Origin of the sequence: Synechococcus sp. ROS8604 (assembly GCF_014279655.1) — a bacterium.
Classification (GTDB): Bacteria; Cyanobacteriota; Cyanobacteriia; order PCC-6307; family Cyanobiaceae; genus Synechococcus_C.
The window spans coordinates 1,805,047-1,826,441 of record NZ_CP047946.1 but is presented as its reverse complement, the minus strand read 5'-3'; the positions used below and the strand labels follow the sequence as shown (position 1 = coordinate 1,826,441).

The following is a 21,395-nucleotide window of genomic DNA, read 5'->3' as shown; positions in this document are numbered from 1 at the left end:
GTTTACAGATGCATTCATTTTGTCTGGACGACGGCTCTAACTGTTAGTGCGCCTGAGCCTCGGCAAGGGAGCGGCCTTTCCAGGTCCAGCCCTTTCCCGTCAGGCTCTTCCAAACGGATGTGGGTGCGATCAGCCCGATGATGAGGCCGCCAATGCCCATGAGCCACCAATGGCGTAAGGGCACCGAAAATCGGGCTCGTGTCCAGAGGCGAACGCTGAGTTGCATCAGGATTGCGATCAATCCGAGACCAGCATCACCGAGCCAAAGACTTTGATCATGACTGCTCAGACACGCCATCGTCAGGCTGGTCGGCAGGAGTAGCCATGGCAGCGTGAACATCAACAGCACCACGCCGCCAGCTCCTAAGGATTTGCTGATGCTGCGATCCAGACCAAGGAACCAGTTTTTGCTCCAGCCTTCCCAAAGAGCCTCGAAATTGGCGTACATCTGTAGGTCGACGGCATCAATTCCGAGCACGTATCGAAGGCGAAACCCCCCCTCCTTAATCAGCCGCGCCAAAGCCAGATCTTCGACAACTTCCCCCGCGAGGGCCCTGTGGCCGCCGATGGCGTTGTAGCTGTCCCTTCGGAACAACATGAAGGGTCCTGCCGCAAAGGCCACCGTTGAATCAGGATCGTTGGCTTCGAGGATCGGAAACCCAAGCCCTAGCAAGCTCGCCATGATGGGCTGAACCATCCATTCGCTGAGACATCCACAGGTCAAGCGTGGAGCAAGGCTGAAGAGATCGGCCTTCTCCTGGATGCTCTGGTGGAGTGCTCGACGGATGGCATCGGGTGCCAGGCTGACATCGGCGTCGATGAACAGCACCCATGTGCTTTGGACCTGCTCCATGGCTTGGCTGCAACCCCAGTTCTTTCCTACCCAACGCTCTCCCTTGGGGCGTGGGCCAGCTTGGAGAACGGCTGCATTGGGTTGATCAGAACCGGCGAAAGCACGGATGGTCTGTTCCGCAATGTTGACCGTGTTGTCGCTCGACTGATCGTCGACAACAATCACCTCCAAGTGAGAGCAAGGCTTATCAGACTCCAGTACGTGCGTCAGACAACCTTCAATATTGAGCGCTTCGTTGAAGGCTGGGATCACAACGGTGAGACTGGTCTTGCTGATGTCCTGATCGTTCTGGTGCCAGAGCGTTGGAGCTGATGCAAACACGCGTTGTAGGCCGAGAAGAAGGATGCTCAGTCCAAGCGCAGCCGCTAGGGCTGTCACTCCTACAACGCAAGCCACCATCTGGAACAGGGTCAAGAGCTGGGCCGCTTCTGCTGCCTACTTTGACCAACTTCGGCCTCGATGTTGTCTTTGCAGGTTGAGCAAAGCAGATGACCCTTGTGTTTCCAATAGGTGCGGGTCGAACGTTCGATTGTCTGCTTGCAGAGCAAACACTGAAACATGGGGCTCATGGTTGAAATGCCAGCACATCTACCCCTTATCCCACGGGCCCCAAACACGTTTTGTTCATGGGGATTTTTTTCTTAGCTCAGATGGATTCGTTGTTGATCGGCGTTGTCGGTCGCGTCGGTTTGCTTTTCGCGTTCCCCCATATTGATAACCGGGATGGTTTTGCAGCTTGTTCCAGCAGCTGGGGCATGCCAATTGCCAGTGAGGTTGGGCTGCAGTTTTCACCCTGTAATGAATGGGCCCATGACTGGAGCATTGATCACAAGCATGCGATTGGGAGCGTTTGCGTTTGCCACGGGATTGCCAATCCTTTAAAAACTTCAGTTCCTCGTCGCTGGAAGCCCTTCCCAGGGCGGCATTGCGTTGGGGATAACGTCCGAAACGCTGGATCAGATTCTTGTGGCGTGAGGCGACTGCAACGGTGGCTGGGTCGCTCCAGCGCTCCAGGTAGGTGATTGCTTCCTCAATCACTGCCAAGTCCTCACTGTGCAGCATTGGCATCAACCAAAATTGGCGACGCACCCGTTTTGGTTCTTCGGCGATCCATCCCTCCGCGATCGCTTTGCGGGTAAGCCTTAGGGCATAAGCATCGCCAGCAAACGCACGGAGTTCGTGCCTCCATATCTGCCGGGTGAACTGATCCATCATCAAAACCAGTGCCAAAGCACTGGTCGCGTCCTTCTCCCAGTGGGTTAGTTCACCTTTCAATGCTGATGACGTGATCTTGCCGAAGCGGTCCAACACCACCTGATCAAACTCCGCATTGCTGCGAAACCATTGGTGCGGGCGACAGTCTTGAAACCAGAAGTGGAGCACCGCTTTCGGGCTGGTCTCCATCAGTTGTCTTGACGCACTGCCTTCACCGCCAAGCCTGCTTCCGCGCTCGTCACAGCGGCGAGAACAATCAAACCGATCAGTCCAACGAGTTGGTTTTGCGGTTCAGCTGCAGTCGCGGAGTTTTGAGCCAAGACGGCACCCACCACAAACCAGGTTGTGGCCAGGAGCGAGGTGATCCAGTAAGCCTTCCAGCGTCGTTGGTACAAATAACCAGCCCCAAGACCGGGCACCACGTTGAGCACAACAGCCACCCAGCCAGCGGATGCGGCGAGCACCTGTTCTCTTGTTGGAGTCATCAAAACGCTTTGTCTTCAGGACACTCTGTCGTGTTCAGTGCTTGGGTGGGGTGAATGACTTCGCCTGCCTTGCGCTCTCTGTTTTCGTTGTGTTTTGTGGCTTTGTGTTGGCTCGTGCCCTGTGCGCCTGTGTTTGCAGACAGCTATTGGTGTGAAGGAGACTTGCTGACGGCGGAGCGAACCAATTTGGGTCGGGAGGCGATCGGCGCTGTGGTGGAACCGATCCCTAACAGTGCCGATGGAACAGTGCCTGGCGATGGGATCTTGATCCATTGGCGAGACCTCAGCCTGCAACTGCCACGCACCAACAATGCAGGTCCACCCAGCTACACCGATGGCCGTTGGTGGTGGCGGGTGGAAGATGCGGATCATCCTGAATTCCGCCAGAGGAAAGCCTCGATTGAAACCTATGCCTGTGAGGCTCAGGTGGAGGGTGCTAACCCTCTCAACAACAAGAATTCATAAATCGCGACGGCGCTTACTAACAGTCCAATGGCTCCAACCACGAGCTTGCCGTTCATCGCAGAAATCCTCACAGACACCATCATGGAGGTATTCACAATGTTGTCGTGCACGGTTCTGCTTGGATCTTGTTGGCTTGGTTCGTCGTCGCGATTGCCTGCGCAACCCGTTTCTGGCGGATCACAGCAGCCTTTCGTCGAAACAATGGATTGGCTGAGCCCTCTAGCAAAGCGATGAGAGAGGCCCTCGAACGGGCATGGGAGCGCAGTCCGCGCTGAAAACGGCGATAAATTTGGGGTATGGAACCTTCTTTCACTACGGACAAACTTGAACAAGAGCTCAAGCAGGCACAACAGTTTGGACGCTGGCTGAGCGATGAAGAGCGTTTGGCCCTGGAAGAGGAGGAGACCAAAGCGTTGAGGGTGATCGAACAGCAACGTCACAGACGTGTGCGTTTGATCGTTTTGACAGGTGTTTGTGTGCTGATTCCTCCTCTTTGGGGCATTGCCGCAGGTCTCAGTTTTTATTTGCTGTTTCCAGAGACGGCAAAACGGCTCGCTTTGATTGCTAGTGGTGGCCTGATTGTTCTTGCCGTGTTATCAGCTCTAGTGTTTGGATTCTTGCTAATAACAATTGCTAGTTTGCTGTTATGAATTTTAGCTTGTTTGAATTTAAATTAATTTGATTTTGTGTCGCGACCACTAATCGTTGGCTCAAGCGAGACTGCAAGAATTTGAATATTAAGCTCTAATGATAAATTTGAGAAGAAATTGCATGCAAGGTTTAAATTTTAAGCATCAGCCAAGCGAGTGAGCAGCTTACGACCAATGAAATGATTCCAGCAAGCGCTCTCCAGAAACGGGGGTCATTTGTTTGATACATGGAGAAACACTCAACAGATCATTCAGGATGACAGCTGAATCGTTCCTGCTTCAATGCGTTTTAAGAGATTGCTTCTCAGTTTTTGATCTTGTTCATCCATTCCGCGGTTCAGTAAAACCTCGCGATAGTGCTCAACACTGATCTGGTTGTGCAAGGTGGCGTCCAGGTAAAGCTCGACCATGACGTGTAGATGAGAAGTTATGTAAAGCTATGCTCCTGAATCGGCAACTGCGTGCAATTTTTCGTTCGGTTCTCCACCGCTCAGGGATGGCAGTAGCTGGACGCTGCTGTGTTTGGCGGTCGTTGTGCAGGTTTTGCTTGGCTCCTCCCTCTCTGCACCCTGCTTGGACTCCGATGATTGTTGCTTTCGCTTATGGACCATCGCTTGCGTCAATACAGCCGTTTTGGTTTGAGAGCGTTGCGCATCGCGGCAAGCACGGTGGCCTTGGTTGAGTTGCTCCGCTCTGATTGGGTGGCGGGAGCAGGAGCGTCGTTGGCTTGGTTTCTGTTTGTTCAAGTTGAGCGACGCTGGACAGATCCAGCAGATTTCGATTCCTGAGCTTTGAAAATTGTGGCTCGTGAAAACGTCACGTATCTGTCGCTTGATCAAGAAGAAGCGAGCACCTCTGTTTGAAATCCTTGATTGGAGTGTGTATGGGATTCATTCTTGGAATGATCTAGTCATAATTTTCTGTTGATTGACTTGCCAGTCGTTGGCAGGAATGAAAGCAGCAAATAAACAATTGGTGCTTAAGAGACGTTGCCGTCAGCTTGAAGCAAAACCAAAGTGGTCTCCTCCTCTGCTTCACCATTCAATGAGGCTCAACTCAGCATCATCAGCCTTTAAAATGGACAGGATCGAGGTTTTCTAAGCCTGATTAGCCGTTCCTTAGGGTGTTCTCATCTGATGGCGCCATCGCTGGATCGCCCCACAAAAATCTGTGCCGTCTGCGGTCGCTCATTCCAATGGCGGCGCAAATGGAAAGATGTTTGGGAAGAGGTGCGTTATTGCTCTGAGCGCTGCAGACGCCGGCGTGGGAAAACTTCAGCACAACGTCCCTCATGAACCAATGATCTTTCCGTCACGGATTCAGCTGTTTTGAAGATCATCAGCATCTACCTAGCAAGGATGTTTGGACGTCGTTTTTTGCGACGCTTTACTGCACTTGCTATCGCTTTACCCCTTGCTGTTGCTTGCACAAAGCAGGATTACTTGCCTGGGAAACGAAGTAATCATTCTGATGATCGTCCGATTGTTTTGACAACATTTACAATCCTCGCTGATATGGCCCGTCAGGTTGCTGGTGATCGCTTACAAGTTAAATCCATTACGAAACCAGGAGCAGAAATTCATGGTTATGAGCCTTCTCCAAAGGATTTAGAGCAAGCATCAAGAGCAGATTTAATTGTAGAAAATGGGTTGGGATTGGAACTTTGGGCTCGTCGTTTTGTTCAATCGGCTGGTGATGTACCCACGGTCACTCTCACCGAGGGGATGGAGCCCTTGCTCATTGAGGGGGATGCCTATGCCGGTAAGCCCAATCCCCATGCCTGGATGTCACCTCATCGGGCTCAAGGGTACGTGGATCGACTTGTGGATGCCTTTTCTCAACTTGATCCAGGTGGGGCCGAGTTGTATCGAAACAATGGCAACCGCTACAAGCTCCAGTTGGAACAATTGGATGCTGAGTTACGCGATCTGCTCGCTGTCATTCCCAAGCAACAACGTGTCCTTGTCAGCTGTGAAGGGGCATTTTCTTACCTCGCCCAAGACTATGGATTTGATGAGGCGTATTTGTGGCCGGTGAACGCTGAAAGTCAGATCACTCCAAAACGCATGGCCCGTCTGATCGAGCGTGTCAAGAACGATCAGGTTCCCGCCGTGTTTTGTGAAACCACAGTGAGTGATAAGGCCCAACGGGAGGTTGCTCGAGCTTCGGGTGCTCGATTTGGTGGCAGCTTTTATGTGGACTCTTTATCAAAACGCAACGGTCCTGCGCCAACGCTGCTCGACCTTCAACGCCACAATGTGAAACTTCTTAGGCAGGGGTTGGCTGCGTCCGCCGAAAAGTCCTCATGACTCAGAGTGAATTGATGCGGATTGAAGCCGATCAGATCTGTGTTGACTACAACGGCACAGTGGCTCTCTACGACGCTTCTCTTCATTTGCCTTCGGGATGCATCTGTGGATTGGTGGGCATGAATGGGTCCGGCAAATCGACCCTCTTCAAGGCGTTAACTGGCTTTATCCGCCCCTCTCGCGGCCACATCAGAATCAATGGCCGCAGTGTTGCCCGGGCTCAGCGCGATCAAGCCGTTGCCTATGTGCCTCAGAGTGAAGGCATCGATTGTGATTTCCCCGTCTCTGTTTGGGATGTGGTGATGATGGGTCGCTATGGAGCCATGAATGTGCTCCGGATTCCACGACAGTCAGACAGGGTGGCCGTTCGCGATGCCCTGGAGCGGGTTGAGCTTCTTGACCTGAGGGATCGTCCGATCGCTGCTCTCTCTGGAGGTCAAAGGAAGCGGACATTTTTGGCAAGAGCTATTGCCCAGCGTGCATCGGTGTTGTTGTTGGACGAACCCTTCAATGGCGTGGATATACGTACGGAAAAGTTGATGGCCGAATTGTTTTTTCAGTTGCGTACGGAAGGACGCACCATTTTGATTTCCACCCACGATCTCAGTCATGTCAGAGACTTCTGCGATCTCACAGTTCTGATCAATAAAACGGTCTTGGCTTACGGTGAAACCTCTGAGGTGTTCACTCCGGAAAATCTTTCCTTGGCCTTCGGGGGCCTTCCTCCAGATTTATTGACCGGCCATAGTTCCTCGGAGGACGCTTGATCACATTTCTGCTTGAGCCTCTTCAGCACGCCTTCATGGTGCGGGCTTTGCTGATCAGTGCCACCGTCGGTGGCGTCTGTGGTCTCCTCTCTTGCTATATGACCCTGAAGGGTTGGGCTTTGATGGGTGATGCTGTTTCGCATTCTGTCTTGCCAGGGGTGATCTTGGCCTATGCATTAGGGCTACCTTTTTCGGTTGGGGCCTTTGTCTTTGGTGTGGGATCAGTGGCCACGATTGGTTTCGTTAAGCAGAAATCTCGAATCAAGGAAGACACCGTGATTGGCCTCGTGTTTACAGGCTTTTTCGCTCTGGGGCTGGTGTTGGTCTCGAAGACTCGTAGCAATATTGACCTCACACATATTCTTTTTGGCAATGTGCTTGGCATCTCTATTGCAGATATCCAACAAACCATGCTGATTTCAGCCCTTGTAACGGCTGTTCTTTTGTTGTTTCGTCGTGATCTGCTTCTGTTTTGTTTTGACCCTACGCATGCACGCTCGATTGGCATTAATACCGGCGTTCTCCACTATTTGCTTCTCTCTGTTCTTTCTCTAGCGGCGGTTGCTGGCTTGCAAACCGTAGGCATTATTTTGGTCGTTGCCATGTTGGTGACTCCTGGAGCTACCGCTTATTTACTCACCGATCGCTTTGATCGAATGAGTTGGTTGGCGATAGGAAGCAGCATCCTTTCAAGCATTCTTGGGGTTTATACAAGCTATTGGACGGATAGTTCCACCGCTGGTTGCATCGTTCTTGTACAGACCGGTTTGTTCTTGATTGCGTTCCTCTTTGCTCCTAAGCATGGAATTTTGCGCCATCGATTCGCATCCTCAATGTCAATTTGAACAGTGTCTAATCTTTGAGGATTTGCTGAAGAAGATTGCTGAAGAAGAAAAGTGTTTTAAGGATCATTGGGTTGTTTCCCAACCCAATTGGAACTGTGATGATGGCGTGGTGCAAAAGGGGGTATCGCTTTCTTTGCTCTTTGTTAAGCCGTGAATTCGTCCAGCGGGCTTGATGCAGCAAACTCAATTTGTTGCCACTCATTCTGAGATGCGTCTATTTCGATCAGCTCAACTGCTCATGAGCTTGCTGGTTTTGACAACTCCGTCCATGGCTCTAGCGATGGGGGAAGAGCCCTCCCCATCGAAACTCGGCACTGCGCCCATCAAAGCGATGTATGACACCAAGGCAGAGGCAGAGGAGGCCGCAACCTTGTTCAACTGCAAAGGCGCCCATCAGATGGGGGCGAAATGGATGCCTTGCAATTCCCATAACCATGGCCCTCATGCAGATCACTGACTTTGAACTGAATTCGATCCGTCTTTTTGGTTCTCTTGGGGTTCAGACACTTGAGAAAACGGGGAAAGAGCTCTGAAAATCTTTTGCTGTCCGGCAGCTGTGAACTGCTGAATTTCATCAGCAGACGTCAGAACGCTCGCCGATTTGTTCAATCGATGCGATTGCTGGATGCCCTTGGTGCTCAGAACACGCGAGTGGTTGGGCTTCTCGGCTGGCCTTACCACTCTCAGATTCATTCCATAACGTTCTGCAGCAACGTCAGCACCGCTGCTTCAGATCTCCTGAGAATGGTGAGGATTGATATTGGGAACCATGCGTTTTTTGCTATCTGCTGCTTTTGCTTTGCTGCTGGTCTTAAGCCTGCCAATTCGTGCGATGGCTTCTGACACCGTGAGGGGTGGTCAGATTTTTAATACCAATTGCGCCGCATGCCATGCCGGCGGTGGAAATATTGTGAAGAGTGAGCGGACATTGCGGCAGGCCGACCTTGAAGCTTTTCTCCCCAACTACGTGACTGGGCATGAGACCGGAATCGTGGCTCAGGTCACCTACGGGCGTAACGCAATGCCAGCATTTTTGGATGTCCTCAGTGAAAATGAAATTGCCGATGTTGCGGCTTACGTTGAAGATCAAGCCAGTCATGGCTGGAGTTAGCCACTTCAAGGGTTGATGACACGTTTCGCCACTGGCTGGGCCATTTTTCAAGGTCTGTTAATCGAAGCGCTCCCCTTCTTGCTTCTGGGCGTTGCGATTGCTGGTTTGGCGAGATGGCTGGTCCCCCAGTCATCATGGATCAAGCGATTGCCACGCCACCCGCTTCTGGCCCCAGTTGTTGGGGCTTTGCTCGGATTTGCTTTGCCTGCCTGTGAATGCGGAAATGTTCCCGTTGCACGACGTTTGCTTGCAAGCGGAGCACCGCTGGGCACTGGTTTTGGTTTTTTGTTTGCAGCGCCAGTTCTCAATCCGATCGTGTTAGCGAGCACTTGGGCAGCCTTTCCAGGTCAGACCTGGTTGCTTTGGGGACGACCCATTGGTGCTTTCCTGATTGCGATCGGGCTCAGCGCTCTTCTCGGCTTGCTGCCTGAATCACGTTTGTTGGCGTCTGCCTTGCTCGAAGAGCGAAGACTGAGTCAACCCCTTTCTCGGGTGGGACTGCTTGAACGTCGTAGTGGGCTGGTGGGTGTGGACTTCAATGCTTCGGAACGTCGGCTGGAGGAGGTGCCGCTGCGACCTGCAGAGCTGCTTCAACACAGCACGCGTGAATTCTTGAGCCTGCTCACCCTGCTCGTCTTTGGCTGTGCCCTTGCCGCTGCGGTGCAAACCTGGTTGCCGCGCAGTTGGCTGCTGGCTTTGGGCTCAGGCCCCACCGTTTCGGTGCTAGCTCTGATGCTCTTGGCACTCGTGGTTTCGGTTTGTTCCAGCGTTGATGCCTTTCTTGCGCTTGGCTTTGCCGCCCAGGTCACGCCCGGTGCCTTGTTGGCCTTTCTGCTGCTTGGTCCAGTGGTGGATCTCAAGCTTGCTGGCTTGTTCACTGTGCTTCTTTCAACGCGAGCCATTGCCATCACCGCAGTTGCGGCATCGTTGCTCGTTCTCTTGATCGGGCAATGGGTCAATCTTGTGCTGCTTTAACGCAATGCCACGTCTGAACCGGATTCGACAAGCGCGATACGTACCTCCCCTTGTTTTGCTGCTTTGGGGATGGTTGTTGGTTTGGAGCAGTGTGTCGGCTCGTTTGGATCTACTGCTGAATGCGGTTTTCCATCCGGTGGTTGCGATTGCAGGAGTTGTGCTGATGGTGCTCGGAGCCATACAGCTTCGCTCTGCTCCACGCTTGAAAACTCCTCTAACTCCTTTGAGTTGGTTGGTTTCGGTTGCGGTGGCCTTGTTGGTTTTGCTGTTTCCCCCTGAACCTTCTTTCAGTGATTTGGCTGCGAATCGCAGCGAAACCTTGCCTGAGGCGCCGCGATTGAGTTTTTTCCTTCCGCCGGAACAACGCACGTTGACGGAATGGGTGCGGCTGCTGCGCAGTCAGCCCGATCCCAATTTGCATGCAGGTGATCCTGTGCGAATTAGTGGTTTTGTGCTTCAACGCCCTGGGATGCAGCCCCAGCTCGCCCGTCTCACGGTTCGGTGCTGTCTGGCTGATGCCACCCCTGCTGGCCTCCCCATTGAATGGCCTGCAAACGCGGATCCGAAGCCGGATGAATGGCTGGCTATCGAGGGAACGATGACAACAAAGACCATGGATGGACTGCTAATCAACATGGTGAAGCCCACCACAATTCAATCCATCCCTAGGCCTGAACGGCCTCTGGAACCATGAGCTCTAAGGGGTTTGGCTCATCGAGCGCAAAAATTCGACTTTTAAGCGTCGCATTGATGGGCTTGGGCCTGGTTGCTTTGGTCCAGCAGCAGATTTTGTTGCGTCGTCCGCCGCGTTTGCGATCCGTTGCGATTCAATCCATGCGTTCAGGTGCTGCAGCCCTTGACGTGCGTTTCAGCCGAACGATGAACCGCAAGTCGGTGGCTGAAAACAGTGGTCTGTTCCCCGATCAGCCCCATCAGTGGTTTGGTCATCAGGATCAGTTCCGCTTGCTTCTGGATCCTGGCGCCCTCATTCGTTCGCCTCAGAGGCTTGTTCTTGCTGGTGATGATCAACGGGGGCTTGCTCTGCCTAACCACTCGCTTTGGTGGGACCCTCGTTCCACTCTCGTTGCAGTGGTGGTCGAGGAGGAGGGAGAGCAGTTAAAACTGCGTCGTAAGGATGGCAGTTGGTTGCCGTTGTCGTCTATTGAGCAGCGCATTCTTCAGCTTGAGCCGCTTGGCAATGGAGAGGGCGTTGCCTTCGTGACCGATAACGATGCTTCCAAGCTTGAGGTGTTGCTTCGCCAGCTCACTCCGCGGGCCATTAGCCATCAAGCGGAAGGATTGGCAGATCCCCGCCCAGGTGCCATCCAATCCTTGGCATCTGGGTCACTTTTGTTTGCCCACTTAAGTAGCAATCAGCGCGGGGAATTACTCGTGCAAGTTGGTGGTATTGAAGCTGGTAGCGATCGCACCTGGATTCGTTCAGTTAACGCCAAGCGACGGGATCTCAACCTCGAGGTTGCAGGCGCAATTCGTCTTCTTCCTGATGGAAGCGGAATGGTTGTTCCCTCTTACGACGGGCTTGATCTTTTACCAATGCACCCTGATCGAAATAGGAATGCTTCGCAGAGCCTGCCTGGAAGCAGGGAGCTCAAGTCGTTTTGCACTGGCTCTGGTCGCGCGGTGTTGTTAAGGAATTGGCCTGATTATCGACGGTCGATAGAGCTCGTTATTCCAGGACAGCCCCCACGACAGGTTTGGTTGGGAGAGGCGGGAGTGATGGCCACAGCTTGCGATAACCGGGGAGAAAAGATTTGGATTGTTCTGCGTGATGCATCTCCGACTCTTCGCGATGAATTACTGCTTCTGAACAGCTCTGGAACAGTGCTCAAGCGAAGGTCTTTGCCTGGATGGTATTTGGCTTCAGGCGCGATTCTTGATGTTGATCCCGCCACGAATCGTCTTCTTACGGTGATGACAGATGGGGATGGTATGCAACGCCGAGCTGCCCTCATTGATGGCAGCAGCCTTGAGTTTGAACTTCTTAAGCCTCAGGTTGTGTTGGCGCGATGGTTACCAGCAGGTGGCGAATTGGGTGAATTCTCCAAGGTCCGTCGATAGGTTGAGCCAACTTGACGTTTCAATTTTTGGAAGAGCCAGTTCTCAGAGCAAGGGATGTGAATGTTCAATATGGCGATAACGTTGTGTTGGAAAACGTCTCGCTGTCGCTGCAATCAGGGACATTGACAGCTCTAGTTGGTGCAAATGGAGCCGGTAAATCCACTCTGTTGCATGTGCTTAAGGGGCAATTACGTCCGTCAAGTGGCTCGGTTTACTGCGATGGGGATCCGATCGAAACTTGCCGTGAACGGGTGGTGTTGATGCCTCAGCGCAGTCGGATTGATTGGTCGTTCCCAATCAGTGTTCGTGATCTCGTGGATCTTGGCGCCATGAACGGTCAAGCCTTTGGGTGCTGCGATCGGGAGGCTGCGATGCAACGGGTTGGGCTGGCAGACCTTGGAAACCGACGCCTTGATGCACTCTCAGGTGGGCAGCAGCAACGCGCTTTGCTGGCCCGCGCTTTGGTACAACCCTCTCGCATGCTTCTTCTCGATGAACCCTGTGCTGCGATTGATCCGCCCTCTCGTGATCAGTTGTTAGTCCTGATGCGCCAATTAGCTGATGCTGGTCATACCTTGCTGGTGAGTAGTCATGACTGGGGTGAGGCGCTCGATTCCTATGACCGCGTGATCGTGGTTGATCGGCGTGTTCTTGCTGATGGCCCTCCTGCAGAGGTGAGGAGCTCTCTTAAAGGTTTGGTTAATCCGGGGAATCATCACTGTGGATGAGATCGTTTTTTGGTTGTTGCCTCTGTTGATGGCACTTTTGGTGGGAATTTTGTGTCCTGTCATGGGAACTCTGTTAGTGACCCAGCGCCGGGTGCTTCAGGCCAACCTCATTTCCCATGCCGTTCTTCCAGGACTGGCGGTATCCGTTGCGTTTGGTTTTGACCCAGCAGTGGGGGGCGTCATCAGCGGCATTCTTGGTTCCCTGCTGGCGGAACGATTGCAGCGCAGCTCGAAGCTGAATGAGGAAGCTGTAATCAATACCGTGCTTGCCGGTTTTCTTGGGCTCGGCGTTTTGCTGATCCCTTTGCTGGGTTTGCGCCTGGATCTTGAAGCCTTGCTGTTTGGTGATTTGCTCACGGTGGGTTGGCTTGATATAGGCCGGGTGTTGTGTGCTTGCCTGGCTGTGGCCTTGCTTCTTGGCACTCGCTATAGGCAGCTTGTCTATGTGGGTGTTGATCCAGAGGGTGCAGCGGCGGCGGGGCTGCCGGTGCGAGGTCTACGGCTTGCCATGTCTGCGGTTACGGCTGCGGTGATTGTCAGTGCAATGGCAGCAGTGGGAGTGATTCTGGTGATTGGCTTGCTATGCGCACCGGTTCTTCCAGGGCTACGCCGGGTAAAAAGTCTTCGTGCCGCAATGGTTCAGGCAGCTGTTGTGGGTTTGGCCCTGAGTGGCGGTGGTTTCCTTTTGGCCTTGCCTCTCAATCTCCCCCCAGGTCCTTTGATCGGGGTGGCATGTGTTGTGTTGCTTTGCCCATTGGCAAGCAGAAGTACCTAGACAAACTTTTGAGAATGATTATCATTTTTGGACATTCTCTTTTCTCAAGTGCCCCTGCCCGCTTCTTTACCGTTTGCCAGTGTCTTGCTGGCGGCAGCTAATACGGCAACTCCCACCGTGGTTGCTGCCGATGGGATTCTTTGTGATCTCACGCGCACTTTGGTGGGAAATCAAGCAAAAGTGATCTGCTTGATCAAGCCGGGTACAGATCCGCACTCCATGGCCTTGCGCCCAGCTGATCGAGGCAATCTCGCGAAAGCCCAACTTGTGTTGCTGAATGGATATGACCTCACGCCAGCGCTCAACAAGATCAGAACCCCTGGCACCGTCGTAAAAGTTGGAAATATTGCTGTCCCTAACAACCCGAAGAATGATCCTCATATCTGGCACGATCCAGCCAATGTGATTGCAATGGCCAACACCGTTGCATCGAGCCTGAAGCCTCTGTTTGATGCCAATGGTGATGCTCAAATTGATCAACGCCGGGCACAAGCTGATCGCGTTCTTGTCTCTCTTGGAGGTTGGATTGGTCAACAAATAGCAACTGTTCCTGAAAAGCAGCGTGTGGTTGTGACCGGTCACCGCACTTATGACTTCTTGGCGAAGCGTTATGGCTTTCGTGAACTTCCCGTTTTGGATGATTACACCACGGGTGGAACATTGCGTCCTTCGAGCTTGTCTGCGATCAGCAAGTCGATCAAAGCCTCTGGCAGTAAGGCCATCTTCCCCGAGTCACTTCCTCCCTCTAAAACAATGCGACGGATTAGTCGTAGTAGCGGAGTTCCGATTGCCAAGCAAGTGCTTTTTGGTGATGGTCAAGCACCAGGGAAAAGTTTGGTTCAAACGGCAACGAGCAATATTTGCATTTTTGTAAATGCTCAAGGAGGTAGTTGTAATGAAGCCGCTGCTAGCAAGCTTCAAAATCAATGGAATTCTATTAAATAATTAGCTTTAATTCCACTTCATTCTATTTCACTAATTTCATGTTTTCATCATTCAGTCGACAACTCATTCGTGCTGGCGCTTCAGCAGCTTTTCTTGTAATTTCAACTTCATCTTTTACATCAGTAAGAGCTCATGGCGCTGCAGGGGGCGAATCATTAGAAGCTGGAGAATTTAAAGCTTCGCCAGTCCTGACCATAGAAGGTCATGCAGGATTAGAAGATAATCTCGAAGGTCAACCAAGGCATTACGCCATTGATCTCCAGTTTGGAGGTGTTTTTGAGTGGGGGCTCGAAAACGATGGTGCTTTTGCAATTGAAGCATTGATCGGTCCAGCTGCTGTCTACGGTGAAGCGGAGCACTTTTATGGCAGAGTTGAAATCGAGGAAGAAGGTGAAGAGGAAGAAGAGGAAGAATCTGGGGCACCCTTTCGAAGAGTTGATGCAAAAGCTTATTTAGCAGCTAGATATCAGCCCAATGATCGTTTCTCTGTTTCAGTTGATTGGAAGCCCTACTATGTAACTTCTAGCATCGCCGAAGACACAAAGGGCCTTAAACATGAAGTCGGAGCTAAACTCGCCTATGCATTCGGAGACGGTGATCTGAATTTTGCACTTGGTGATGGGCTTGAGTCAATTGCAGACGGCATCTTTGTTTCAGCTGAAAATCGGAGTGGATGGGAAAGTGACGGAACTTATTTAGGGAATTACACTGATACGTGGCTTGGTTTCGGTTTCAACGTTGATTTGTTAAATGTTACTCTTACGGGAGGACCACGTTTTTATACACCAGGAAACTACTCAGGACTATCTCAACGAACTGACTGGGGTGGTGAAATTGCTCTTGAATACCCGATTAACGACCAAGTCGTTTTATTTGCTCATTGGGAGCCTATCTATAGCACCGATGAACGCAAAGGAGGGGGATGGGGCATAGGTTGGCAGCATCATATTGGTACGGGTGTTAGCTTTAGTTTTTGATGATTGCTAGCATTTTTATGATCTGATCTCCTAACACTTATGAATTATGCAGATGATATTCGCCGCTTAGCCATCAGCCGTCTTAGCCGCAAGAGGGCCTATCGCCATCAAGTGATCAATTACTTCTGGGTGAATGGTCTCTTGATTGTGGTGTGGGCTTTCTCTGGGTTTGGCTTTTTTTGGCCGATCTATCCACTAATCGGTTGGGGGGGCGCTCTTTTGATTCAAGGATGGAAAATCACCCATCCTCATCGTCACGCGTTCAGTGAAGAGGAGATCAATCGAGAGATCGAGAGAATCTGAATTCAATCGGTGTTGGGTGCGTGTCTCTTAGATCCGCACTTTGCCAACCTCCGCTTTGATCGGTTCCCTTCCTGTCCCTACAAGAATGGGGAGACGCGTGAAAATTTCAACTCGGATCCCCATTCTTGCAATCACAATGAGGGCACGACTCACAAAAAAGAAGGAAAGAACGAGTGCGATCGGCCATCTCCAGCTTGCTAGAGAGTAAAAAAAATCGCTCATCTGCTGATGGTATTGGGTTCTCTTTGCAGTGATAGCAAGCTTTTCAGGGGATGAAATGCTTAGAGCATTTCGGGGTTGAGTCGGCTTGGTCGGTAGGCAATCAGAAATTTCTGCACATGTCCGTTCGTTCGTTTTACGGCTGTGATCAGGTCCTCACCTGTGTTCCAGACCCAGAGCTGATCCTCATAGCTGTCTTCTTTGATTGATGTGCTGATTGGCTTGCCGTGCCGAGCACTTAAACCAGCAAGGACTTCTGTCATGTCATCCATGCTGAATTCGTAAGCCAGTGACTCCAGTCCACCTTGCTCGTTCATGTCTAACGTGAGCTGTGGAACAGGTAATTGATCGAGATGGACGTTACGAGCGATCAAGCGTTGAGAGTTGAGGTCTTCCTGTTTGATGGCACCGTGGAGGTGGTCGTTGATCTCTGATTGGGGCATTCCCCAAGCCAATCCTTCAACACAAGCGATGGCAGTGGACGGATAGATGACGAAGCAGGCCACCAGTGCGAAGGCGAAAAGTGCAGAGTGCACAGTTCGAATCATGGCTCAGTTGATCAAGGGTCCATAGTCAGTCTGTTCGATTTTGGTCTTGACTTTACAAAACAAAAATGAAGCTCTTTCACGGCGAGTGCATAACGTCGTGCTTTAGATGATTTCCAATGCTTTGGAGACTTTCGAGAGCCGGAAGATGCGCTTGTCTGCGATGAATGCCTCTTTTGACGTTCCATGTACTTATGCATTCTATTCTTAATTTGCTTTTGTCTGCCGATGTAGCTCTAAAGGCTAAGGAATCTATTTTTACCGAGGTTGATTCGCGGGATTTGTGTTGGTGTGTCTTGATCTTTACTTTTGATTTTGAGATCATGTCTTGATTCAGATCAATCTCTTTAATTGTTATGATTGTTGCATATAAATTCGCTTTCTTGTTGTGCTTGTGATTGGGGAGTTGCCCTATGCCATCGCATCTTGCTCGTAACCTCTTCTTTGTTGTAGGTGTCGATTTGGGTGATGTACCAATATCTCATCAAGATTTTGTCGTCTTTGCATTTTACAAGAATGATGTTGTTGTCTGAATTTTGATAGGAAAACTCGTTATCCCCTAATTCTCTTGTTTTTTTGATAGAGATCTTTTCGCGTTCTTCTGATATTCCAATATCAACCCATTCTTCATTTTTTTTGTTGTCTGCAGAGACTGGGTTTGGGATTGAGATTGCTACCAATAGAAAATTAATAAAGGCTTGCCTTTTAGGGATGAAAATTTGCATTTCATTGTCCTTACTCGGCAAATTCTACAGACTCTTGATTATATTGTATTGACCTTGGCTTCTTTGGCTTTTCATGGAGATGTTGTTGATTGCAAGCTGCGAGCATTCGTTAGAACGCTTTTGAGCTTTTGTTGATTCATTCAATATTTCTGAATAGACATGTATTCAGAAATATTGGACTTTTTTTAGATCTTTGTTTGCGTCGAACACGATGCCTGCATGCTCCTGTCTTCAGGCAACAGTCTTTATGTCAGCTCATGGCTTTGAGCGATCTTGATTTTTCTCGTTTTCGCCTGATCCGGCCTTGCATGCACTCCTTGAGATCCATTGGCCTTACTGGATTTCTTGGATTGAGATGCGGAATTGAGATATCTTTCACGAAGGAATAATAAGAATTCGTCACGATCTTTTATTTGTCGTATTGTCATGGCAGCTCTAAGGATAAAAGTTATGGCCGAAATTCAAAGGCGGATTCGCTTTAACACCATCAGCATGAGTGTGCTGATGATTACTATTGCAGTGGGAGTGATGACTGCGATGTGGATGTATGCGGATGGACTCGTTTGACTTCTGGCCTATGGATCTCAGGCTTGGTTCTGTAGTTCTCTGCAAAATCTTCTTTAGATGAAATTGTTGATATGATTGCTTTTGATAGTCCATGATTGTTATTTGAATGGTGGTGGAGCGACCGTATGACCCATTGGTATCCAGCACTTTGTTGTTGACACCATGATGGAGCCATTACGGCTTTCGTTTCTAACCGTTATTTTGTATGCATGACTATTTCAGAAGACCGTGTCAAGCGATTGGTGGAGCAGTTGTCTGGGCCTTTGGCTGTCGTTGCCGCTGACGTGAGAAAGCGCCTGGTATGGGATTTCAACCTTCCAGTGGCTGTCATTGATGCGCGACAAGAACCACCTGTGTTGATGCAATCGTCGGTTGGGAGTTTGGGAAATGTATTGCGCGTCTCAACCAAGATTGACCATCCCTTAATTCGTAAGCTATTTGATATTTACCCGGATCGTGGCTCTGATGCTGCTATCGATGAAATGCTAAACGGTCAGCATGGAAAAGAGTTTGCTGAAGTTTTTGATGAATATCAAGAAGAGAAAAAAGCTGGCACATTGATGTGGGGAGCAGATGATTTCGCTGGTTTTGTTGTTAAATCACGCACTTGCTTTGAAGATGATGAGTTGGCCATTGCAGCGGTCTTTCCTGCTGAGACTGGTGACAATGGTCATGCACTAGCGACATTTGGTATTCCTTGGAGATATTTTACTACCTTGTGAATTTAATTTGTTGATGTTTATTTGGCTTCCTGGCGGATTCTTGTTAGGTAATATTAACCGGACTGAATCATGATAATAATGAGCAGGGTTCCGAGTCCGATGGCCCACCAAATCCAGGGCCGATTATTTGTGCGGAATGATTGTTGATTGGCTCTGTAGGTTTGTCCTTGACCAACTGGCGCACCACAATTTGTGCAAACGATGCGTCCACCAAGGGAGCGATCGGCCCGGAGAGAGTTTGATCCACAGCGCGGGCAGGATCGATTGGACATTGACTGTTTTCTCCTGGGGTTATTAGCCCTGCAGGGTACATCCTTTGCATCAAAATTATACTCGTTTTAATCGCGCCTTCTCCCATCAGGAATGGGGTGCAGTGATTAATCTCGTCTGTTTTACTCAGGCTTTTTGTGGTTAAACCCTTGCTGCGTTCATGTTGTCTGTGATAAATGCATTTTTAGTCCACGCTTGAATAGCTTTTTTGCCTTTGGTGGTCTGCCTTGGCTCTCTCAGTACCACTGCTTCGGTTACAAATGCTTCTCAAGATCCCAATGGTGTCATAGTCTCTTTTTGTGAGACACACTCGGCTATGAATTTCACAGCAAAAATTGATGCCTTGCAGCTGATGCTGACGGATCTCAGAACGCGAAACGAGCCGATTCGCCATAAAGCTGCGTTCCGCGGTTGCCAGCCTGAGTTTCAGGCGCTTGTTACGAAGTTGATTCAACAACTAGAAACTGAGTTGCTTCACGAGAAACAGCAGTTTAGAGAAAAGTAATTGTTCACCTTGAAACAACCATCCACTGTAAAAGAATTTTGTTTTTTCGGGTCAATCAGGGAATGTTTCTTGTCTAAGTGTTGTTTAAAGCCTTAACTTTGAAGATCGTTTTTCTTATTTGAGTGCGATCAATTCGCCTGATCGCTGTAGCTGTTCAAGACTGTCGAAGCCACCAATTGTTGTTCCGTCAATAAAAATTTGTGGGAACGTATTCATCCCACTGCGTTGTTTGCATTGTTGAAAGGTGAGGTCGTTGTCAACAGTGATGACTCGGTGTGGAATGTTGTAAGCCTCTAATAGACGTAGGGCACTGTCGCACCATGGACATCCAGGAAGGACGGCGATCTCTAAGCGTGTTTTGTGGGCCCTTTGCGCTTCTTGACCCTGTTTGAGAATGCCTAGAAGTAGATCGGCGCCTTTCATGATCAGCGAGTCCTGTTCGAGATGCCCGCCCCAAACCTGACACGCTCCATCGGAAAGGCTTAGGTGGAGATGAACCCCATCGGCATCAAAGGTGCCATTTAAGGTGATGATCTCTAGTTCACCTTCTAGAACGGTTGGTTTGTCGCGTCCTGGACACTGAAAAGATGCTTTTGATAAATTTCCAACAACACCGAGTAAATATCCGCTGATTCGTTTCTCTTGGGCTATCGCCGAGAGCGATAGCAGCAGGTCTTGGCCTGGCTCAAGATGAAGCGTCAGCGTATCCATTCGTCGAGTTGCTCTTCCCTTTGATAACAAAGAGACTAGCCGGAGCCAGATGCCTTATTACGGTACGCTTTGGTATCGTCTGCGTAACGTAATTGTGTCATTCCTCGAAAGTCTTCTGCATGAGTTGCAGGATCAGCTCCTTCCTGGGGATTCTGCAATCAGCGCAGGTCAAGTGGCCGAGGCGGCCACGTCCGAGCGGCTTAACGTGACGCTTCCGGCTGGCATTATGAATCGGCTCAAGCAGCAGGCTCTCAAGGAGGGGAGGAGCTGCAGCAGCTTGGCAACATTTTTGATCGAAGATGGTTTAAGACGGCACACGGTTATTCAATAAGAGAATTCCTAGTCCAATAATCTGTTTTCAATTTGTTCTGTTTCTCCACTCCGCTCCATTCCTAGCAGCTCAATATTTAATGGATTCCTTAATGGGCTTCCCGTTGGTAGGACGAATCCGTAGGTTTGGACGGCTAGTGGAAAGTTGGCTAATTTCAAATGGCTCTCTTTGTTTTCTTTGAGATAGTGTCGTAGGGGGGCTTCGTCGAAGATAATTCCTTCCACCTTTCTCTCCTTTAAGGTTTCGATTGCTTCGTCTAGGTTTTTGGTTGGGAATGGATTGATTTCATACAATCTCCCCCATTTTAAGCTTGTTGTTCCTTCTACGATGGCTATTCGTTTTCCCCTTAAATCACCTTTGTTTCGAATGGATGCAGGTGCCAGTTCCGCTAGTGACAATGTAAATGCTGATGCAAGACCTGCGGTGATTGATGAAACTGCTACCAGAGACATTACCATCCAAACACCGGCAATTGTGCGCCCACTTTTTGAAAGTGGTGCCCGATCGCCGTATCCGACCGTGGTAAGCGTGACGAGCCCAAACCACATTCCGTTCCCAACGCCATGCAGGTATTCACGAGGAAACTGTTCCGTGTTTTTACGTCGCTCAGCCACCCATATGAGATTTCCAAAAATGAATAGAAGAGAAACCAAGATGCCAACCGATGACAATGCTGCCCAGCCAATAAAAGGTCGTAGGCGTGCAATCAGTCCTGGCGCCTTTTGGGGGATGAGTAATCCTTCGTAGCCATGGAAATAGGGTTGGGTGAAATCGATCTTTGGATTGGCTAATCGCTTTGGAGTAATGCTGATGGGGCCAATGGCTAGATCAATGCTGCCCTCTGCGACAGCCTGCACATTTGCATTCGTGTTCGGCTGAACAACAAATTTGTACTGGTGATCGAGACGCTTGGCGACGTCTTTCCAGATTTCAATACTGATTCCACTCAGCACACCATCCTGTTCCATCACAAAGGGAGGGGATCCGCTAACTCCCACCCGCAACTCTTTGGCGAATCCCTGAATGGGAAGCGAAATCAGGACGATTCCTGTTAAGAGAAGAGTACGGATCACTGTGTCCTCGTCTGGTTAGCCCCTTTCAAGGCGTCGAATAATCAAACCCATGGCCATCAACGATCCAAGGAGGGCCAGTATCAATGCCAGGGTCATCAATCCAATGCGTCTTACTCCAAAGACTCTCATCACAGCTGTCTTCAGGGAACTCCCCAAGCAAGGGATGTGTGATATCCGCAATCAAATGGCTGTTGGAAACCCGTGCTGTGGGATTGGAGGGTCTTGGCAGAAATCCTTTCTGCTTT

Annotated in this window: 29 protein-coding genes; 21 read left to right on the top strand and 8 right to left on the bottom strand. The window is 50.3% G+C overall.

What is annotated here, in order from left to right; genetic code table 11:
* Positions 1 to 43 precede the first annotated feature (43 nt).
* The 3 genes from SynROS8604_RS09700 to SynROS8604_RS09690 all read right to left on the bottom strand — a co-directional run bounded on the left by SynROS8604_RS09700 (position 44) and on the right by SynROS8604_RS09690 (position 2,553).
* A complete protein-coding gene (locus SynROS8604_RS09700; protein ID WP_186545927.1) occupies positions 44 to 1,252 on the bottom strand; it encodes a glycosyltransferase family 2 protein in 1,209 nt (402 codons plus the stop codon).
* Positions 1,253 to 1,477: 225 nt separating this feature from the next.
* The gene (locus SynROS8604_RS09695; protein WP_186543833.1) at positions 1,478 to 2,257 is read right to left on the bottom strand and encodes a DUF924 family protein; all 780 of its coding nucleotides are present in this window, start codon (positions 2,255 to 2,257) and stop codon (positions 1,478 to 1,480) included.
* Complete coding sequence (locus SynROS8604_RS09690) at positions 2,257 to 2,553, bottom strand: hypothetical protein (RefSeq protein WP_006853119.1); 297 nt, start codon at positions 2,551 to 2,553, stop codon at positions 2,257 to 2,259. Before SynROS8604_RS09690 ends, SynROS8604_RS09695 begins: the two co-directional genes overlap by 1 nt.
* Before the next feature lie 54 nt (positions 2,554 to 2,607).
* Here SynROS8604_RS09690 and SynROS8604_RS09685 point away from each other — a divergent pair, with 54 nt between their 5' ends.
* The 3 genes from SynROS8604_RS09685 (at position 2,608) to SynROS8604_RS09675 (ending at position 3,668) form a co-directional block, all read left to right on the top strand.
* A complete protein-coding gene (locus tag SynROS8604_RS09685; protein WP_186543832.1) occupies positions 2,608 to 3,018 on the top strand; it encodes a hypothetical protein in 411 nt (136 codons plus the stop codon).
* A gap of 104 nt (positions 3,019 to 3,122) precedes the next feature.
* The gene (locus SynROS8604_RS09680; RefSeq protein WP_170952814.1) at positions 3,123 to 3,293 is read left to right on the top strand and encodes a hypothetical protein; all 171 of its coding nucleotides are present in this window, start codon (positions 3,123 to 3,125) and stop codon (positions 3,291 to 3,293) included.
* Between the two features lie 21 nt (positions 3,294 to 3,314).
* On the top strand, positions 3,315 to 3,668 hold the full coding sequence (locus SynROS8604_RS09675) for a hypothetical protein (RefSeq protein ID WP_186543831.1): 354 nt from the start codon (positions 3,315 to 3,317) through the stop codon (positions 3,666 to 3,668).
* 251 nt (positions 3,669 to 3,919) lie between these two features.
* On the opposite strand, the gene SynROS8604_RS09670 is transcribed toward SynROS8604_RS09675, so the two are convergent.
* Positions 3,920 to 4,078, bottom strand: a complete 159-nt coding sequence (locus tag SynROS8604_RS09670) for a hypothetical protein (RefSeq protein WP_006853116.1) — start codon at positions 4,076 to 4,078, stop codon at positions 3,920 to 3,922.
* A gap of 192 nt (positions 4,079 to 4,270) precedes the next feature.
* Here SynROS8604_RS09670 and SynROS8604_RS09665 point away from each other — a divergent pair, with 192 nt between their 5' ends.
* The 15 genes from SynROS8604_RS09665 to SynROS8604_RS09595 all read left to right on the top strand — a co-directional run bounded on the left by SynROS8604_RS09665 (position 4,271) and on the right by SynROS8604_RS09595 (position 15,482).
* Positions 4,271 to 4,456: a hypothetical protein gene (locus SynROS8604_RS09665; RefSeq protein ID WP_186545926.1), complete on the top strand. Its 186-nt coding sequence runs from the start codon at positions 4,271 to 4,273 to the stop codon at positions 4,454 to 4,456.
* Positions 4,457 to 4,804: 348 nt separating this feature from the next.
* Positions 4,805 to 4,963, top strand: a complete 159-nt coding sequence (locus SynROS8604_RS09660; protein ID WP_186543830.1) for a DUF2256 domain-containing protein — start codon at positions 4,805 to 4,807, stop codon at positions 4,961 to 4,963.
* 63 nt (positions 4,964 to 5,026) lie between these two features.
* The gene (locus SynROS8604_RS09655) at positions 5,027 to 5,977 is read left to right on the top strand and encodes a metal ABC transporter substrate-binding protein (protein WP_186543829.1); all 951 of its coding nucleotides are present in this window, start codon (positions 5,027 to 5,029) and stop codon (positions 5,975 to 5,977) included.
* 14 nt (positions 5,978 to 5,991) lie between these two features.
* A complete protein-coding gene (locus SynROS8604_RS09650; protein WP_038013367.1) occupies positions 5,992 to 6,744 on the top strand; it encodes a metal ABC transporter ATP-binding protein in 753 nt (250 codons plus the stop codon).
* Complete coding sequence (locus SynROS8604_RS09645; protein ID WP_186545925.1) at positions 6,744 to 7,589, top strand: metal ABC transporter permease; 846 nt, start codon at positions 6,744 to 6,746, stop codon at positions 7,587 to 7,589. The genes SynROS8604_RS09650 and SynROS8604_RS09645 overlap by 1 nt, the downstream gene beginning before the upstream one ends.
* Before the next feature lie 238 nt (positions 7,590 to 7,827).
* Complete coding sequence (locus tag SynROS8604_RS09640) at positions 7,828 to 8,046, top strand: DUF3721 domain-containing protein (protein WP_255444994.1); 219 nt, start codon at positions 7,828 to 7,830, stop codon at positions 8,044 to 8,046.
* A 312-nt stretch (positions 8,047 to 8,358) separates the two neighbouring features.
* Complete coding sequence (locus SynROS8604_RS09635; protein ID WP_186543827.1) at positions 8,359 to 8,700, top strand: c-type cytochrome; 342 nt, start codon at positions 8,359 to 8,361, stop codon at positions 8,698 to 8,700.
* A 15-nt stretch (positions 8,701 to 8,715) separates the two neighbouring features.
* On the top strand, positions 8,716 to 9,675 hold the full coding sequence (locus tag SynROS8604_RS09630) for a permease (protein ID WP_186543826.1): 960 nt from the start codon (positions 8,716 to 8,718) through the stop codon (positions 9,673 to 9,675).
* A 4-nt stretch (positions 9,676 to 9,679) separates the two neighbouring features.
* The gene (locus SynROS8604_RS09625) at positions 9,680 to 10,369 is read left to right on the top strand and encodes a TIGR03943 family protein (RefSeq protein ID WP_186523139.1); all 690 of its coding nucleotides are present in this window, start codon (positions 9,680 to 9,682) and stop codon (positions 10,367 to 10,369) included.
* Positions 10,370 to 10,425: 56 nt separating this feature from the next.
* Complete coding sequence (locus SynROS8604_RS09620; protein WP_255444993.1) at positions 10,426 to 11,754, top strand: hypothetical protein; 1,329 nt, start codon at positions 10,426 to 10,428, stop codon at positions 11,752 to 11,754.
* Between the two features lie 11 nt (positions 11,755 to 11,765).
* A complete protein-coding gene (locus SynROS8604_RS09615) occupies positions 11,766 to 12,482 on the top strand; it encodes a metal ABC transporter ATP-binding protein (protein ID WP_255444992.1) in 717 nt (238 codons plus the stop codon).
* Complete coding sequence (locus tag SynROS8604_RS09610) at positions 12,475 to 13,257, top strand: metal ABC transporter permease (protein ID WP_186543824.1); 783 nt, start codon at positions 12,475 to 12,477, stop codon at positions 13,255 to 13,257. The genes SynROS8604_RS09615 and SynROS8604_RS09610 overlap by 8 nt, the downstream gene beginning before the upstream one ends.
* A 27-nt stretch (positions 13,258 to 13,284) precedes the next feature.
* On the top strand, positions 13,285 to 14,202 hold the full coding sequence (locus SynROS8604_RS09605) for a metal ABC transporter substrate-binding protein (RefSeq protein ID WP_255444991.1): 918 nt from the start codon (positions 13,285 to 13,287) through the stop codon (positions 14,200 to 14,202).
* Positions 14,203 to 14,240: 38 nt separating this feature from the next.
* Complete coding sequence (locus SynROS8604_RS09600; protein WP_186543823.1) at positions 14,241 to 15,179, top strand: hypothetical protein; 939 nt, start codon at positions 14,241 to 14,243, stop codon at positions 15,177 to 15,179.
* 39 nt (positions 15,180 to 15,218) lie between these two features.
* Positions 15,219 to 15,482 (top strand): 2TM domain-containing protein, encoded by a 264-nt coding sequence (locus tag SynROS8604_RS09595; RefSeq protein WP_186543822.1) that lies wholly within the window; start codon positions 15,219 to 15,221, stop codon positions 15,480 to 15,482.
* A 281-nt stretch (positions 15,483 to 15,763) separates the two neighbouring features.
* On the opposite strand, the gene SynROS8604_RS09590 is transcribed toward SynROS8604_RS09595, so the two are convergent.
* Both SynROS8604_RS09590 and SynROS8604_RS09585 read right to left on the bottom strand, forming a co-directional pair.
* Positions 15,764 to 16,249, bottom strand: coding sequence for a hypothetical protein (locus SynROS8604_RS09590; RefSeq protein WP_186543821.1), 486 nt, complete (start codon positions 16,247 to 16,249; stop codon positions 15,764 to 15,766).
* Positions 16,250 to 16,593: 344 nt separating this feature from the next.
* Positions 16,594 to 16,971, bottom strand: a complete 378-nt coding sequence (locus SynROS8604_RS09585; protein WP_186543820.1) for a hypothetical protein — start codon at positions 16,969 to 16,971, stop codon at positions 16,594 to 16,596.
* Positions 16,972 to 17,747: 776 nt separating this feature from the next.
* On the opposite strand from SynROS8604_RS09585, the gene SynROS8604_RS09580 reads away from it, so the two are divergent.
* Both SynROS8604_RS09580 and SynROS8604_RS09575 read left to right on the top strand, forming a co-directional pair.
* The gene (locus SynROS8604_RS09580) at positions 17,748 to 18,260 is read left to right on the top strand and encodes a hypothetical protein (protein WP_186543819.1); all 513 of its coding nucleotides are present in this window, start codon (positions 17,748 to 17,750) and stop codon (positions 18,258 to 18,260) included.
* Between the two features lie 586 nt (positions 18,261 to 18,846).
* Positions 18,847 to 19,035: a hypothetical protein gene (locus SynROS8604_RS09575; RefSeq protein ID WP_006853093.1), complete on the top strand. Its 189-nt coding sequence runs from the start codon at positions 18,847 to 18,849 to the stop codon at positions 19,033 to 19,035.
* Positions 19,036 to 19,149: 114 nt separating this feature from the next.
* Here the strand turns inward: SynROS8604_RS09575 and SynROS8604_RS09570 are convergent, their stop codons facing one another.
* Positions 19,150 to 19,746 carry a PCC domain-containing protein gene (locus SynROS8604_RS09570; protein ID WP_186543818.1) on the bottom strand — a complete coding sequence of 199 codons (597 nt, stop codon included), beginning with the start codon at positions 19,744 to 19,746 and terminating at the stop codon, positions 19,150 to 19,152.
* Between the two features lie 94 nt (positions 19,747 to 19,840).
* Between SynROS8604_RS09570 and SynROS8604_RS09565 the strand changes: the two genes are divergently transcribed.
* The gene (locus SynROS8604_RS09565) at positions 19,841 to 20,077 is read left to right on the top strand and encodes a CopG family transcriptional regulator (protein ID WP_186543817.1); all 237 of its coding nucleotides are present in this window, start codon (positions 19,841 to 19,843) and stop codon (positions 20,075 to 20,077) included.
* 8 nt (positions 20,078 to 20,085) lie between these two features.
* Here the strand turns inward: SynROS8604_RS09565 and SynROS8604_RS09560 are convergent, their stop codons facing one another.
* A complete protein-coding gene (locus SynROS8604_RS09560) occupies positions 20,086 to 21,150 on the bottom strand; it encodes a transporter substrate-binding domain-containing protein (RefSeq protein ID WP_186543816.1) in 1,065 nt (354 codons plus the stop codon).
* Positions 21,151 to 21,395 lie beyond the last annotated feature (245 nt).